Source organism: Ochrobactrum chromiisoli, assembly GCF_026241335.1.
Lineage (GTDB): Bacteria > Pseudomonadota > Alphaproteobacteria > Rhizobiales > Rhizobiaceae > Brucella > Brucella chromiisoli.
The window spans coordinates 120,825-135,893 of the sequence record NZ_JAPHAV010000005.1 but is presented as its reverse complement, the minus strand read 5'-3'; the positions used below and the strand labels follow the sequence as shown (position 1 = coordinate 135,893).

Here is a 15,069-nt window from a genome sequence, read left to right as displayed (position 1 = left end):
CTGAGAGCAGGAAAACAAGGGATTTTACGAACCGCAAATTCTTCCCATCCTGAGCCAAGCAGTAGGTTGTGTTCCAGTGCCCGATTTATGCCGCGAACATGGGATGAACAATCCTTCATTCTACAAGCGGCGAACAAAATACGACGGCCTGGATGCGTCGAAGATCACCCAAATGAAAGCTTTGGCCGGCGGCTGCAAAAATCCCTCTTCATTGTACTGAGATTGTGTTTCACACTTGGCACTAATGTGGAGTTGTAAACAGATGCGCTGGCGGTGATTATAAACATTAGGGCCTAATTTCCCTCCGATGCGACCATAATTATTCAGCTTTTTGTCACCATACCACGCGCACAACGCCAGAATTGATTCGCTCGTGAAGCGGCCCCGGCAAAACGTAAAACGTAAATCTCCTGACCACCTCCTGATCGCTTGTTCTGTTGCTGGCAAAGCAACGCTCCGTTCGCGCATGTCAGTCTGGTGCTTGCTTTTAAACTGATCATACTGTTAGGCAGCGGTAAGACAAAAACAAGGAGGCCCGCGTGAAGGGGAATAACGTATTTGCGATGCGCCATATCTGGCTGCACGTATTCGTCCTGCTTATCATCTGTATTTCAGAGCTGATTGGCATTCGTAAAATATCCATCGGCATTGGCGCGGTTATCTTTCTGCCAATGCTTTACGCGTTTGCGCTCGGTGTGATTCTCAATCCACATATCCTGAAAGCGACTGGAAAAGTCCTCAAATCTGATTCTATCAAGCTATCAGGCACGATGATTACCATCGCCATTATGCCATTCATTGCAAAATTTGGCACAACAGTCGGTCCACAGATTGATAATATTATTGCAACCGGACCGGCACTGATTTTGCAAGAAATAGGCAATCTGGGAACAATCGCCATCGCCTTTCCGATTGCCGTCTTCGTGCTGCGCATGGGACGTGAGACGATTGGGGCGACCTACTCGATTGATCGTGAACCCAATCTGGCACTGATCGCGGATAAATATGGCCTCGACAGCCCTGAAGGGGCAGGTGTCATGGGTGTTTACGCGACAGGAACTCTTATCGGTACATTCGTATTCGCAATTATGCCGCCATTGGTGCACAGTCTGGGCGTGTTCGATGTCCGTGCTTTGGCCATGTCGTGTGGCGTGGGCTCTGGCAGTATGCTTGCTGCCTGTACGGGCGGTTTGGTGAGTGTTATCCCCGAACAACAGGATCTCATTCTTGCGCTCGCTGCGGCCAGTAACATTCTCACTTATGCAACGGGACTTTATGTCGGTCTGTTTGTGGCTCTGCCGCTGACTGAATGGCTTTATAAAAAGTGCCGTCCCGAAGAATACCGTAACGCTGCATAAGGGGAGAGATCGATGACTTCACAATCAGTAAAAAACAAAGTCGATACATTGACCTTGTCTGTCGAGAGCACAGACGAACGCAAAATCGATATTCTTGAGAATGCGCTGCTTCTCATCATTGCTTGCTTTCTGGGTCTGATTGCCAACTGGGTTGGCACAGGTGTCACGCCTGTGCAGGCTTTGCCGGGTATGGCAGTGCTTTATGCGGCATCTCTTGGTGGCCTGATTATGGCGCGCTACATGCCGTTTTATCTGCCAAGTGTGGCTTGGGTTTCGCTTATCGCTATTATCATTACGATCCCCGGCGTTCCCGGATCAGAATTCGTTTTGGCCAAGGTGGGTGAGCTTAACTTTCTGGCGCTCGCAACACCGGCGCTGGCCTATGGTGGTCTGGCACTGACGCGGAATGAATTTGAAATTGCCCGTCGCTCCGGTTGGAAAATCGTCATCGTCGCTATATGCGTGATGATCGGTACCTATCTTGGTTCGGTTGTTGTGGCCGATCTGATGTTGCGTATCATGGGCTAAATTGTTCTCCGGCGGGTCCGGTCACAGGACCCGTCAGCAATCTATTGGGAGCGTTCAAATATGGCTGCTGTTTTGAGTGAAGCCGATATTTCGGAAGCCACAGCATGGCGGCACGATCTGCATCGACATCCGGAACTCGCATTTGAGGAAAAACGGACATCAACATTCATTGCCGAGAAACTTCGGCTGTGGGGTTATGATGTTCGAACCGGTTATGCGAAAACGGGTGTCATCGGCAGCCTTAAACGCGGTTCATCACCACGTGCGATTGGCATTCGGGCCGATATGGATGCTTTGCCAATCGTCGAAAAGAGTGGCGTTGCCTATGTGTCAGAGACTTCCGGCAAAATGCATGCCTGCGGCCATGACGGACACGTCACCATGGCTCTTGCGGCGGCGAAAGCGGTTAGTAAGCTCGACTTTGACGGAACGGTTCACTTCATATTCCAGCCGGCGGAAGAAAATGAAGGTGGCGGTCGGGAAATGGTGCAGGAAGGTCTGTTCAGAGATTTTCCGGTCGATGCAGTTTATGGCATGCATAACTGGCCAGCACTCGATGTGGGCACATGTGTAGCCCGCGACGATGCAATGATGGCGGCTTTCGGTACTTTCGAGATTGAACTGAAGGGCAAAGGCGCTCACGGGGCAATGCCGCATGAAGGAGCCGATCCGGTGGTGGCGGCGGCGCAATTGGTCACCGCTCTACAGACTATCGCCAGCCGCAATGTGTCGCCACTGGAATCGGCAGTTGTATCCGTTACACAGATGCATGGCGGCGATGCCTGGAATGTCATCCCTGAGACGATGATCATACGCGGAACAACACGCTGGTTTCTGCCTGAAGTCGGCCAGATCATCGCACGTCGTATGCAGAATTTGTCTGCTTCGGTTGCAGAAGCTTTTGGCTGCACAGCACGTGTGGATTATGAGGAGCGCTATCCTTCAACGATCAATACGGCAGAAAATGCACGCAAGATTCGTGCGCTGGCCGCTGCACCCGACCTCGGTCTGAATGTTTTGGATGTGGCGCCAAGCATGGCCGCGGAAGATTTTGCGTTTATGTTGCAGGAAAAGCCCGGTTGCTATTTCTGGCTGGGCAGCCGACGCGATGGCTCCAATCCGGGGCTGCACTCACCTTATTATGACTTCAACGACGCCCTTTTGCCCATTGGTGCCAATTTCTGGATCAAACTTGTTGCAAGCGAGCTGGCACCAGCTTGAGTTTTGCGTTGCAATATACGCAATACATATTGATTAGCGGTGCCTTCTCAGCAACAAACGATCATGGAAACACTGGACGCTAAAGAGTTACGCATGTTCATGGCTGTTGTGCGGTTCGGGTCTATCCGTGCCGCAGCCGAGCATGTGCGCGTTGCGCCATCGGTTGTCAGCCGCCAGATTGCTGAAACAGAGCGCAATATCGGTTTGCCTCTGTTTGAACGCACGGCGCGTGGCATGACTTTGACAGAGGCAGGTGAACTTGTTCTGGAACACAGCAGGCGCGTTCTTGAAGAGCACAGTTTGCTGACTGAGCAACTCGGCTTTCTCAAGGGCGTGCAGCAAAGGCGTGTCCGTATCTTATGCGGTGAGGGCTTTCTTGCCGATGTTCTTCAATATGGCCTCGGTTCCTTCGTCAAAATCTACCCCGATGTGCAATACGACCTACAACTGGGCGGGACACAAACAGTGTTGGACGGCATTGCCAATGGAGATGCCGATATCGGGATTGCTTACAACCCTCTGATGGACGCACGCGTTCGCTCGCTGGCGATTTCAAAACAATCGCTGTGCGTGGTGACGCCCCCGCACCATGCTTTATTGACGAAAGCCAAGCTGGAACTGGCGGACTGTGCGGGCATAGCCAACGCGCTGCTGGCGCCGGGGCATGGCATTACACAGCTTGTTACGCGTGTTGCTGCAGACCGGGGTTTCGTTATTTCGCCACTCGTCGAGACGACATCGATCGATGTCTTGCGGCGTTTTGTAATTGCTGGCCTTGGCATATCGTTTCTGCCTCGTTTCGCTGTCTCCACAGAATTGGCGCGCAACGCAGTCGCCGTAAGAGAGCTGTCCGATCCGCTACTTGCGGAAGCAAGTGCGCATCTGCTGGTGAGAGCACGCCGCCGCTTGCCGCTTTCTGTCGAAAGACTGAGTGGCTTTCTTGCCAATAATATGGCTGCGTTCAGGTAATACCGAGGATCGGAAAGCATGGCTCATAGAGCCCTGGTTAAAACCGTGTGACGATTGAGCATTTTCAAGGCGTGATACACCAGCGTCTTAGCACCTTTGTATAAGTTCTTTAAGGGACTGTTGCACCACGTGGGACACAACGTTGTTGCCGGGCCGACTATGCGTTTGCACGCTTTGATGCGAGCTTTTCTTCATTCAAAATGCGGTGGACGCGGGTCTGTTCGCAAAACAATGGAGATGTGGAATGTCGCAACAGGAAAAACCAATTGTCGGTGTTGTTGGCCTCGGCAGCATGGGGCTGGGTATGGCGCAAACACTGGCGGCAAAAGGCTTTCCTACCCTCGGCTTCGATTTGTCAAATGAGCGCAAAGCATTGGCGCAAAAGGCAGATGTAACGCCCGCAGACACACTCGATATTTTGTTTGAAAAAGCAGATTTTCTGGTTTTCTCTCTGCCAACTGCCCGTGATGTTGAAGCGGTTGTTAATGCACAACTCCATCAATTGTCTCAAGATCGCAAACGGGTCGTTATTATCGACACATCGACGTCTGAGCCGGATGTCAGCCGCGCTTTAGCGCAAAAACTTGATGCCCTCGGCCATGGCTTCCTTGATGCGCCTGTCAGTGGCGGACCGGCTGGTGCGGCTTCCGGAAAACTGACGATGATGATCGGTGGCAGTGATGCCGATCTGGCGCTTGCGCAGCCGGTTATTGAATCGATGGCGGCCAAAGCGCTGCATGTTGGACCAAGTGGTGCTGGCAATGTTGCGAAACTTGTCAATAATCTGCTTGCTGCCGCTCACATGGTCACGACCAGCGAAGGCCTGAAACTGGCTCTTGCTGCCGGAATTAGCCCAGAGGCTGCATTGCGCGTTTTGAACGCGGCGTCCGGTAAGTCCATGATCAGCGAGGTCCATTTTCCGACATGGGTTATGAATGATCGTTTCGACAGCGGCTTTTCGATGGGGTTGATGCGCAAAGACGTTCGCCTCGCTCAGGAAATGGCCGAGCGCACCGGCGCGGATACGCCTCTCACGTCAGTGGTCGCAAAACTCTGGGCCAATGCAGAACATCTCCAAGACAGCGATGATTTCACCCGCATGGGTGCTTTTCAACCCGATTCATCCAAAGAGTGAGCGAAACAATGACGCAAAGTGTAGATAAAAACGCACAGTCCGAACGCATAGCGGAACTTTTTAAAAGCTTCTTTCCCGCAGGTGAGATCGGTAGCTTTGTGAATGGTGAGATTATCACTGGAAATGGCGCTGAGCAGAACCTGACTGATCCGGCGACGGGCAAAGTCTTTGCATCTTACAGAGATGCAGATCAATCGGTTATTGATGCCGCAATGGAGAGTGCTGCGCGCGCGCAAAAGGAATGGATGGCTCTGACGGCTTCCGGTCGCGGTCGCGTGATGAACGAGATTGCCCGGCATATCCGCGAACATGCGCAGCGCATTGCGGAAATCGAAAGCCGCTCTGCCGGACGCCCCATTCGCGATATTCGCGGTGAGGCTGTTCGCGTTGCCGAAATGTTCGAATATTATGCAGGCTGGTGCGATAAGCTTTACGGCGATGTTATTCCTGTGCCGAGCAGCCACCTTAACTATACACGACACGAACCAATCGGCGTTGTGACGCAAATCACCCCATGGAATGCGCCATTGTTTACCGGTGGCTGGCAGATCGCGCCTGCTATCTGCGCAGGAAATGCCGTCGTCATTAAACCATCAGAACTCACACCGCTGTCCACGCTTATCCTTGGCCTGATGTGTGAACAGGGCGGTGCACCGCGCGGTTTGGTCAATGTAATCGCGGGCAATGGGCCAACAGCGGGGCAAGCTGCGATTTCGCATCCGCGAACCGGACTTGTGGTCTTTGTCGGTTCGGCTCAGGCCGGTTCGGCCATTGCTGCTTCTGCTGCAAAGAACGTGGTTCCCTGTATTCTTGAGCTTGGCGGCAAATCCGGGAACATCGTGTTTCCAGATGCAAATATCGAGCGTGCGATTATCGGTGCACAATCGGCTATCTTCAGTGGTGCAGGACAAAGCTGCGTCTCTGGTTCGCGCTTGCTCGTGCATCGTTCGATCCATCAGGAATTTGTTGAGCGCTATGCCAATGCAGCAAACCGCATCGTTGTCGGCGATCCTTATGATGATAATTCACATATCGGTCCGATCAACAATGCAAAGCAATGGTCAAAGATCGACCAGATGGTTCGCGACGGTGTTGCAGATGGGGCCGTATTGGCAGCGGGCGGCAAGAAGCCGGAAGCACTTGAAGAAACCGGCGGATATTATTATGCGCCGACAATTCTCGATCAGGTTGATCCTGCAATGAATATCGCAAAGGAAGAAGTCTTCGGCCCTGTCGTGGCTGTTATGCCATTTGATGACGAAGCCGAAGCCGTCGCGCTTGCCAATGATAATCCGTATGGTCTTGCGGGCGCGGTATGGACCGAAAATGTTGCACGCGCGCATCGCGTTGCTGCAAATGTGCGTGCCGGTACGTTCTGGATCAACGGCTATAAGACCATTTCTGTTATGTCCCCGTTCGGCGGCTTTGGGCGCAGCGGTTATGGCCGCTCCAGTGGCAAGGATGCGTTGATGGCTTACACGCAAGCAAAGAGCATCTGGGTTGAAACGGCGGAAAACCCTGCCGTGACATTCGGATACTCTCCAGAAGCCTGACCGGCGAAAGCAGGGAAGAAAAACTCTGTGTTTAACGCTGAGAGCGCCGATCCGATCAGATCGGCGCTCTCAGGTCTTTGATTGGAAGCAGAACTTATCAATTCCAGCTTCCATGCGCCGCTTACCCCCGCTCCGTCAGGCGCGACGCGTGCCTGACGATACAATGTCAAGATAGACGGCCAGCACCAGAATGCTGCCTTTGATGATCTGCTGCCAGAATGTATCAACGCCGAGCATCGACATGCCGTTGTCGAGGCTCGACATGATGAGCGCACCGACCAGCGCACCAATGACTGATCCCACGCCACCACGCATGGATGTACCGCCGATAAAGCACGATGCAATCGCATCAAGTTCGCCACCGAAACCCGCCGATGGCGTACCGGCTGCAAGACGCGCTGTTGTGGTCAGCCCTGCGACAGCCGCCATCAGCCCCATCAGCGCAAACACAGCCATTTTGACAAAATTCACATTAACGCCGGAGAAGCGCGTTGCTTCGAGATTTGAGCCAACCGCATAAATATGCCGGCCAAAAACCGTCTGTCGCGAAATGATTGTGAAAACACCCAGAATGACCAGCAACACCAGAACCGGAAATGGAACGCCCTGATAGCTGTTGAGCACCAGAATGAAACCAAGGATCAGGATACCTGTACCGATCAGGCGTGCAATCTCCATTGCCGGTGACAGCGTTTGCAGATTGTGCTTTCGCTTGCTGGCGCGCGTCCGCAGCGTGATCAATATAAGCACGGCGAACAAAGCCATCGCACAGACATTCCCAAACCATTCCGGCAGATAACCCTGCCCCAGATATTTGAAATCTGATGAGATCGGCGCAATCGTTACACCGCCCATAATGCCGAGCACGATGCCGCGGAAAACCAATTGTCCGCCGAGCGTAACGATAAAGGACGGAATGCCGAGATAAGCCGTCAGCCATCCATTAAAGCCGCCCAAAATCACGCCCAGAACCAGCACGGTGCTGATTGTTGCCCATAATGGCCAGCCATAAACCACATCGAGCACGGCTGCGATACCGCCCAGCAAGCCTAGCATAGCCCCGACAGAGAGGTCGATTTCACCCGCTACAATGACAAACACCATGGCGGAGGCCAGCATCCCGGTAATCGCCATCTGCCGTAGAAGATTGGAGAAATTACGCGCCGTCAGAAACTGCGACCGCCCCATTTCCGGGTCGTAAGTCATGATAGCAAAGAATGCCCAAATCAGCGCAACAACGATAAGAAGCGCCACGATCTTGTATTCTGCGAGAAATTTTCTGAGGCTTTTGCCTGTCAACGTCATGTCATGCACCGGTTAGATTGACTGCGGAATTAGACTTATAAAAACTAGGCCGCATTGGTTGCAGGCTTGCCAATTGCAGCGGCAAGAACCTTCTCCTGGGTGAGATTTTCATTCGGGAAATCGCCGCGCAATTTGCCCTCGCCAATCACGAGAACACGATCACTGATGCCAAGCACCTCCGGCATTTCGGATGAAACCATCAAAATGGATACGCCCTGTTTGGCGAGCTCGAATATAAGTTTATAAATTTCGTATTTTGCACCAACATCAACGCCGCGTGTTGGCTCATCAAGAATGAGAACCTTAGGATCAGGCAACATCATTTTTGAAAGCACTGCTTTCTGCTGATTGCCACCCGACAGCGAAGCAATTTCCAGCATCGGATCAGCCGTCTTCACTTTAAGGCGCAGAATTTCGCGCTGAATTGTTGCAAGCTCCGCCTCCTTGTCTATCAAAGCGCGCAGCGAAAACCGCTCAAGCACGGAAATCGTCATATTATGACCGACAGGCATGATCGGAAGAATTCCGTCGCGTTTGCGGTCTTCCGGCACCATGCAAATGCCCTGGCGCACCGCATCCCGCGGAGTTTTGATTTTGATTTCCCTCCCTTCGAGGAAAACCTTTCCTTCATGCGCACCCGGCCAGACGCCGAACAGACTTGAGACCAGCTCGGTGCGCCCTGCCCCGACAAGGCCCGCAATACCCAAAATCTCGCCTCGTCTCAGAGCGAAGGAAACATTATCAACCACCTTGCGCTCGGGATTGGTCACGTCCCAGCAACTGATATTCTGTGCTTCAAACACCACCTCACCAATGTCATGGGGCTCACGCGGAAAGAGGTTTTTCATCTCGCGTCCCACCATCATGGTGATAATGTCTGGCGTTGTAAGCTCGGCCATGGGGCGTGTCGCAATATGTGCGCCATCGCGAATAACTGTAACGGTGTCCGAAATTTCCGCCACTTCATCAAGCTTGTGAGAAATGTAAACACAAGCCATGCCCTGTTGTTTGAAGTCTTTGATCAGATCAAGCAGCACGCGCGTTTCAGAAGCAGTCAGCGCCGATGTCGGTTCGTCCAGGATCAGAAGTTTTGCGTTTTTGTTGATCGCTTTCGCAATCTCAATCAATTGCTGCTTGCCACCGGAATAATGATAAACGGGCAAAGCAACATTGATGTCGTTAATCTTGAGCCGTGCAAGCAGCTCTGCCGCACGCGCATTCATCTGGTCATAATCAATGAAGCCGCCAGTGGTGGGCTCAGACCCCAGAAAAATGTTTTCAGCCACCGAAAGATGGGGAACCATCATCAGTTCCTGATGGATAATGACGATGCCAGCAGCTTCCGTATCACGAATGCCAGTGGCTTTGAGTTCCTTGCCTTCCCAGAAAATCTGGCCGGTCCACGTGCCATAGGGATAGACCCCTGAAAGCACTTTCATCAGTGTGGACTTGCCTGCACCGTTCTCGCCGCACAGCCCGACACATTCTCCCGCGCGCACTTTCAGGTAAATGCCATCGAGCGCCTTCACGCCGTTGAACTCTTTACCGATATTTCGCATTTCCAGAAGGTATTCGGACATCAACAATGACCTTGCAGTAAATTTCAAAAACCTTGCTTTGCGCAAGCCAGTACCGACAACGCTGTCAAAGACAGGAGACCAGGAATGATCTTAAACTGGGTACCGCATATCTTTAATGCCGCACCCAGTCCGATAGTCTGCAATCAAACAGGCAGAAGAAAAGGCTTACTTTCCTTCGATCTGTTCCTTCGTGTAAAAGCCATCGGTTACATAAATATCGACATTATCTTTAGTGACAGCCGTTGGCGTCAGCAGAAGTGTGTCGACTTCCTTGGAACCATTATCGATTTTGCCATTGAATTCAGGCTTTTCATCACGAACGAGCTGAACCGTGAGCTTTGCTGCTTCTTCAGCAATCAGCTTGAGCGGCTTATAAACAGTCACGGTCTGTGTACCGTCAACCAGACGCTTTACAGCGGCCAGATCGCTGTCCTGACCCGACACAGCTGTCTTGCCTGCAAGGCCCTGTGCTGCGAGTGCCTGAATTGCACCACCAGCAGTACCGTCATTGGAAGCAACAACAGCGTCGATCTTGTTCTGGTTCGCAGTCAGCGCATTTTCCATGATGGAGAGCGCTTCTGTCGGGCTCCATTCTTTAACCCACTGCGAGCCGACAATCTTGACTTTGCCGGAATCGACTGCTTCCTTCAGCGCCTTTTCCTGGCCTGCACGCAGCAGCTTCGCATTGTTATCCGTTGGAGAACCGCCGAGCAGATAATAATTGCCTTCCGGCTTTTCCTTCAGCACAGCTTCCGCCTGCATGTAACCAACACGTTCATTGTCGAAGGAAATATAAGCGTCGATATCGGCGTTGAGGATCAGGCGATCATAAGAAAGAACCTTGATGCCCGAAGCCTTTGCATCCGCCACGACCGCATCGAAAACCTTTGAGTTCATTGGTACGATCACGATGGCATCAACGCCCTGCGAAATCAGGTTTTCAACCTGCTTAACCTGCTTTTCTTCATTGCCATCAGCCGACTGAACATTGACCTTGGCACCCAGCTTTTCCGCTGCCGCGATGAAATAATCACGGTCACGCGCCCAGCGCTCTACGCGCAGATCGTCAATAGAAAAACCGATAACCGGATTTTCAGGCGATGCAAAGGCGCTCGTGGTACTCATGGCACCGATACCGAGCGCTGCTGCGACAAGCGCGCCTGTCAAAAAATTACGACGTTTCATGCACGTTTCCTCCAATCACCGCCGGCTTGATGCCGGTTGATAAAAGACCTCGCCCCGAACGAACCCGCCCCCGGAGTCTGGCACGACAAGCGACCTCCGAAGAGGCCCTTCATTCTTTATCTGGCTGATCCTCCCACGGTGCAATGCACCAAGATCACCAAAGCAGGACCGCGCGCAAGCACACGACCCCATCCTCAGGTGCAATTGATACGGAAACAAAAATGAATAGCAAGCATTTTTTGATTTACGTACCTCATTTTTGCTCATATGTTGCGCTCCGAGGAGTGAAAATGAAACCTACCGTGCATGATATAGCCAGAACTGCGGGCGTCAGTCTCGCCACGGTTGACCGTGTGCTGAACGACCGCCCCGGCGTAAGAGCGAAAACCCGCGAGCGTGTAACGGACGCGATGAACACGCTTGGCTACGTGCGTGATGTCAGCGCTGCCAATCTCGCACGCGGCAGGCTTTATCAGTTCGATTTCATTTTACCGGATAACGAAAACACCTTCATGCAAAGCCTGCGCAGCGAGCTTGAAGCGGCCACCGAGCGTGGATATTCCGAGCGGGTTCTGATCAATCTGGTGCTTATTCCGGCATTTGATGAAGTAGCTCTTGTGAAAGCGCTGGATGAAAGTGCTGAACGCAAACCCGATGGGGTGGCTTTTGTAGCCGTCGATACTGATCCGGTGCGTCAAGCATGTAAGAGACTGGCCGAATCAGGCATCCATGCCGTCACGTTGGTGTCTGATCTTGGCGGTTCTTCGCGCGCGCATTATGTCGGCATCGATAATGTTGCAGCCGGACGCACGGCGGCGCGTTTGCTGGGTCTCTTTGCGAGCGGCACCGATGGTGCCATTGCGGTTATCGCTGGCTCGCTGAAAGTGCACGATCATCTGGCGCGTTTTGAGGGATTCAAAAGCGCGATGGCGACCGATTTTTCCGGGCGTACGATCCTGCCGGTTCTCGAAGGTTTTGACGAAAGCGCGCGCGTTGAAAAACTTGCGCTTGATCTTCTCGCAAAACGCAAAGATCTGGCTGGAATTTATAGTTTGGGAGCCGGGAACAGCGGACTTGTCCGTGCGCTTGCAGCGTCACGCAATGACAATCGGCCTCTGGTCATCGCCCACGAGCGCGACGGCGTTACATCGCAGGCACTCAAAGACGGCCTCGTTCATGCCGTGCTTGCGCAGGACGCCGGTCATGAAATTCGCAGCGCCATTCGCATTCTTAAAGCCACTGCGGACCGCCTCGCCATTGTGCAGGGGCAGGAACATATCCGCATCGAAATTTTTCTCAAAGACAACCTGCCGCAGCTCGACTGAGGCGCAGACCAAACGGCAATTCAACTGGAGCAAATATGTATCTCGGGCTTGATCTTGGAACATCTGGCGTAAAGGCGCTTCTGATCGATGGCGAGCAGAAGCTTATCGGCTCCGCGCATGGTGAACTTGATGTTTCGCGTCCGCATCCGGGCTGGAGCGAGCAGGATCCAGCACAATGGATCAAGGCTTGCGAAACGGCAATTGATGGCCTGCGCACAGCCCATCCAAAGGAATTTGCAGCCATTGCAGGCATTGGCCTTTCCGGCCAGATGCATGGCGCAACGCTGCTTGATGAAAACGATCAGGTGCTTCGCCCCTGCATTCTTTGGAATGACACCCGAAGCTATAAGGAAGCGTCAGAATTAGATGCTGATCCAGCCTTCCGTGCGATCACCGGCAACATCGTTTTTCCGGGTTTCACAGCGCCGAAACTCGTCTGGGTTGCGCGCAATGAGCCGGATATTTTTGCCCGTACCCGCATGGTTCTTTTGCCAAAAGATTATCTGCGCCTCTGGCTGACCGGCGAATATGTGTCCGACATGTCCGATTCCGCAGGCACAAGCTGGCTGGATACCGGCGCACGAAAATGGTCGGCTGAACTTCTCTCGAAGACGGGACTGACTGAAAGCCAGATGCCCAAGCTTGCCGAAGGCAGCGACGCGACTGGCATTTTGCGCGCGGAGCTGACTGCGCGCTGGGGAATTTCAAAGGCGCCTGTCGTTGCAGGCGGCGCAGGTGACAACGCGGCATCCGCATGTGGCATGGGGACTGTTCAACCCGGCAATGCTTTTGTTTCACTCGGCACATCAGGCGTGTTGTTTGCAGCCAATGGCGCTTATCAGCCGAAGCCTGAAAGTGCTGTTCACGCCTTCTGTCATGCGCTTCCCCACACTTGGCACCAGATGGGCGTTATCCTGTCAGCAGCCAGCGCGCTTGAGTGGTTTTCCCGCATCGCAGGCGCAACACCGCATGCGCTCGACACTGAGCTTGGCGACGCACTCAAAGCTCCTGGCAGCGTGACATTCCTGCCTTATCTTTCCGGCGAGCGCACGCCTTATAATGATGCAAAAATCCGTGGCGTTTTCAGCGGCCTTGAGCATGAGACTGATCGCAAGGCTATGACGCAGGCAGTTCTTGAAGGCGTGGCCTTTGCCATCCGTGACAATCTTGTCGCCTTGCAATCGACGGGCACGCAGATCAAATCACTCATCGCTGTGGGCGGCGGTTCACGGTCCACCTATTGGCTTAAATCAATCGCAACGGCCTTGAATGTCCCCATTTCGCTGCCGGAAGAAGGCGACTTTGGCGCGGCATTTGGTGCGGCGCGCCTCGGGCTGATCGCTGCCAGTGGTGCTGATCCTTTCGCGATCTGCACGCCACCGCGCACAGCCCGCACCATCGAGCCCGAACAGGCGCTGCTTTCGTCCTATGACGAAGCCTATCAGCGCTATCACGCACTTTACCCCGCATTGCGTCCACTCGCTTAACAAGCAAGAGCACAGCACACTCACATCAACATTGGAGGAGCATGATGAGCACCGGATTTTTCGGCGACATCCAGAAAATACGTTACGAAGGACCAGACAGCGATAATCCGCTGGCGTTCCGCCACTACAACCCGGACGAAATCGTCCTTGGCAAGCGCCTTGAAGATCACCTGCGTTTTGCGGTCGCCTATTGGCACACATTCGCATGGGAAGGCGGCGATCCGTTCGGTGGGCGTACATTCGATCGCCCGTGGTATAAGGATGGTCTTGAAGCTGCAAAGCTAAAAGCGGATGTGGCATTCGAATTCTTTTCGCTTCTCGGCGCGCCTTTCTATTGCTTCCACGATGCCGATGTGCGCCCGGAAGGCAATAACTTTGCCGAAAATACCCGCAACCTCGAAGCAATCGTCGATATCTTTGAAAAGAAGCAGGCGGAAACCGGCATCAAGCTTCTGTGGGGCACCGCCAATCTCTTCTCGCACCGCCGCTATATGTCAGGTGCGGCAACAAATCCCGACCCTGAAGTGTTCGCCTTCGCCGCTGCTACCGTCAAAACGTGTATGGATGCAACCAAGCGCCTTGGCGGTGATAATTATGTGCTTTGGGGCGGTCGCGAGGGTTATGAAACCCTGCTCAATACAGATCTCGGTCGCGAGCTCGACAATATGGGCCGTTTCCTCAATCTGGTGGTTGAGTACAAGCACAAGATCGGCTTCAAGGGCACGATCCTGATTGAGCCAAAGCCGCAGGAGCCAACCAAGCATCAATATGATTATGATGTGGCAACGGTTTACGGCTTCCTCAAGCGCTATGGCCTTGAAAATGAAGTGAAGGTCAATATCGAACAGGGCCATGCCATCCTTGCAGGCCATTCGTTCGAGCATGAACTGGCACTGGCCCGCAGCCTCGGTATTCTCGGGTCTATCGATATGAACCGCAACGACTATCAGTCGGGCTGGGACACGGATCAGTTCCCGAACAATGTGCCGGAAATGGCGCTGGCCTATTATCAGGTTCTGCTCGACGGCGGCTTCAAGAATGGTGGCACCAATTTCGACGCCAAACTGCGCCGTCAGTCGCTTGATCCACAGGATCTTCTGATTGGCCACATCGGCGGCATGGATTGCTGCGCCCGCGGCCTCAAGGCTGCCGCTCGTATGCTGGAAGACGGCGCGCTGTCCAAGCCTCTCGATGAGCGTTATGCAGGATGGTCGAGCGATTTTGGCAAAAAGCTTGCAACGGGCCTATCGCTGGAGCAAATCACGTCAGAAGTCGAAGCAAAGGATATCAATCCGCAGCCAAAATCTGGCCGTCAGGAATATCTGGAAAACGTGGTCAACCGCTACGTTTAATCATACGCAAAACAGAAAACCCCGCTCAATGAGCGGGGTTTTCTTTTAAACTTCGAAAGACTTTCAGACAC

12 protein-coding genes and 1 pseudogene are annotated in these 15,069 nt (G+C 53.2%); 10 read left to right on the top strand and 3 right to left on the bottom strand.

Features of this window, described 5'->3' with window-relative positions; all coding sequences use genetic code 11:
• Window positions 1-37 precede the first annotated feature (37 nt).
• From OPR82_RS12385 to OPR82_RS12355, 7 genes and pseudogenes are all read left to right on the top strand, one after another.
• A pseudogene (locus OPR82_RS12385) lies at window positions 38-184 on the top strand (IS3 family transposase); the annotation flags it as partial.
• A gap of 379 nt (window positions 185-563) precedes the next feature.
• Window positions 564-1,358: a DUF3100 domain-containing protein gene (locus OPR82_RS12380; protein WP_323054552.1), complete on the top strand. Its 795-nt coding sequence runs from the start codon at window positions 564-566 to the stop codon at window positions 1,356-1,358.
• A gap of 12 nt (window positions 1,359-1,370) precedes the next feature.
• Window positions 1,371-1,886 (top strand): hypothetical protein, encoded by a 516-nt coding sequence (locus tag OPR82_RS12375; protein ID WP_265985101.1) that lies wholly within the window; start codon window positions 1,371-1,373, stop codon window positions 1,884-1,886.
• Window positions 1,887-1,946: 60 nt separating this feature from the next.
• Window positions 1,947-3,107, top strand: coding sequence for a M20 aminoacylase family protein (locus OPR82_RS12370; protein ID WP_265985100.1), 1,161 nt, complete (start codon window positions 1,947-1,949; stop codon window positions 3,105-3,107).
• Between the two features lie 63 nt (window positions 3,108-3,170).
• A complete protein-coding gene (locus tag OPR82_RS12365) occupies window positions 3,171-4,076 on the top strand; it encodes a LysR family transcriptional regulator (RefSeq protein ID WP_265985099.1) in 906 nt (301 codons plus the stop codon).
• A 244-nt stretch (window positions 4,077-4,320) separates the two neighbouring features.
• Window positions 4,321-5,211, top strand: a complete 891-nt coding sequence (locus tag OPR82_RS12360) for an NAD(P)-dependent oxidoreductase (RefSeq protein ID WP_407673257.1) — start codon at window positions 4,321-4,323, stop codon at window positions 5,209-5,211.
• An 8-nt stretch (window positions 5,212-5,219) separates the two neighbouring features.
• Window positions 5,220-6,764 (top strand): aldehyde dehydrogenase family protein, encoded by a 1,545-nt coding sequence (locus tag OPR82_RS12355; protein ID WP_265985098.1) that lies wholly within the window; start codon window positions 5,220-5,222, stop codon window positions 6,762-6,764.
• 135 nt (window positions 6,765-6,899) lie between these two features.
• Here OPR82_RS12355 and OPR82_RS12350 read toward each other — a convergent pair whose 3' ends face one another.
• From OPR82_RS12350 to xylF, 3 genes are all read right to left on the bottom strand, one after another.
• On the bottom strand, window positions 6,900-8,069 hold the full coding sequence (locus OPR82_RS12350; protein WP_265985097.1) for a sugar ABC transporter permease: 1,170 nt from the start codon (window positions 8,067-8,069) through the stop codon (window positions 6,900-6,902).
• A 44-nt stretch (window positions 8,070-8,113) separates the two neighbouring features.
• The gene (locus OPR82_RS12345) at window positions 8,114-9,649 is read right to left on the bottom strand and encodes a xylose ABC transporter ATP-binding protein (RefSeq protein WP_265985096.1); all 1,536 of its coding nucleotides are present in this window, start codon (window positions 9,647-9,649) and stop codon (window positions 8,114-8,116) included.
• A gap of 165 nt (window positions 9,650-9,814) precedes the next feature.
• Window positions 9,815-10,834, bottom strand: coding sequence for a D-xylose ABC transporter substrate-binding protein (gene xylF, locus OPR82_RS12340; protein WP_265985094.1), 1,020 nt, complete (start codon window positions 10,832-10,834; stop codon window positions 9,815-9,817).
• A 290-nt stretch (window positions 10,835-11,124) separates the two neighbouring features.
• Here xylF and OPR82_RS12335 point away from each other — a divergent pair, with 290 nt between their 5' ends.
• The 3 genes from OPR82_RS12335 to xylA are packed head-to-tail and all read left to right on the top strand — an operon-like array spanning window position 11,125 to window position 14,998.
• The gene (locus tag OPR82_RS12335) at window positions 11,125-12,159 is read left to right on the top strand and encodes a LacI family DNA-binding transcriptional regulator (protein WP_265985093.1); all 1,035 of its coding nucleotides are present in this window, start codon (window positions 11,125-11,127) and stop codon (window positions 12,157-12,159) included.
• Between the two features lie 35 nt (window positions 12,160-12,194).
• Window positions 12,195-13,646, top strand: coding sequence for a xylulokinase (gene xylB / locus OPR82_RS12330; protein ID WP_265985092.1), 1,452 nt, complete (start codon window positions 12,195-12,197; stop codon window positions 13,644-13,646).
• A gap of 44 nt (window positions 13,647-13,690) precedes the next feature.
• Entirely contained in the window at window positions 13,691-14,998 is a 1,308-nt protein-coding gene (gene xylA, locus OPR82_RS12325) for a xylose isomerase (protein WP_265985091.1), read from the top strand.
• Window positions 14,999-15,069: the final 71 nt, after the last annotated feature.

What these genes read in the sequence shown, in the direction of transcription:
- OPR82_RS12380 (WP_323054552.1), top strand. Translation starts at nt 564, where the DNA reads ATGCGCCATATCTGGCTGCACGTATTCGTCCTGCTTATCATCTGTATT.
- OPR82_RS12375 (WP_265985101.1), top strand. Translation starts at nt 1,371, where the DNA reads ATGACTTCACAATCAGTAAAAAACAAAGTCGATACATTGACCTTGTCT.
- OPR82_RS12370 (WP_265985100.1), top strand. Translation starts at nt 1,947, where the DNA reads ATGGCTGCTGTTTTGAGTGAAGCCGATATTTCGGAAGCCACAGCATGG.
- OPR82_RS12365 (WP_265985099.1), top strand. Translation starts at nt 3,171, where the DNA reads ATGGAAACACTGGACGCTAAAGAGTTACGCATGTTCATGGCTGTTGTG.
- OPR82_RS12360 (WP_407673257.1), top strand. Translation starts at nt 4,321, where the DNA reads ATGTCGCAACAGGAAAAACCAATTGTCGGTGTTGTTGGCCTCGGCAGC.
- OPR82_RS12355 (WP_265985098.1), top strand. Translation starts at nt 5,220, where the DNA reads ATGACGCAAAGTGTAGATAAAAACGCACAGTCCGAACGCATAGCGGAA.
- OPR82_RS12350 (WP_265985097.1), bottom strand. Translation starts at nt 8,069, where the DNA reads ATGACGTTGACAGGCAAAAGCCTCAGAAAATTTCTCGCAGAATACAAG.
- OPR82_RS12345 (WP_265985096.1), bottom strand. Translation starts at nt 9,649, where the DNA reads ATGTCCGAATACCTTCTGGAAATGCGAAATATCGGTAAAGAGTTCAAC.
- xylF (WP_265985094.1), bottom strand. Translation starts at nt 10,834, where the DNA reads ATGAAACGTCGTAATTTTTTGACAGGCGCGCTTGTCGCAGCAGCGCTC.
- OPR82_RS12335 (WP_265985093.1), top strand. Translation starts at nt 11,125, where the DNA reads ATGAAACCTACCGTGCATGATATAGCCAGAACTGCGGGCGTCAGTCTC.
- xylB (WP_265985092.1), top strand. Translation starts at nt 12,195, where the DNA reads ATGTATCTCGGGCTTGATCTTGGAACATCTGGCGTAAAGGCGCTTCTG.
- xylA (WP_265985091.1), top strand. Translation starts at nt 13,691, where the DNA reads ATGAGCACCGGATTTTTCGGCGACATCCAGAAAATACGTTACGAAGGA.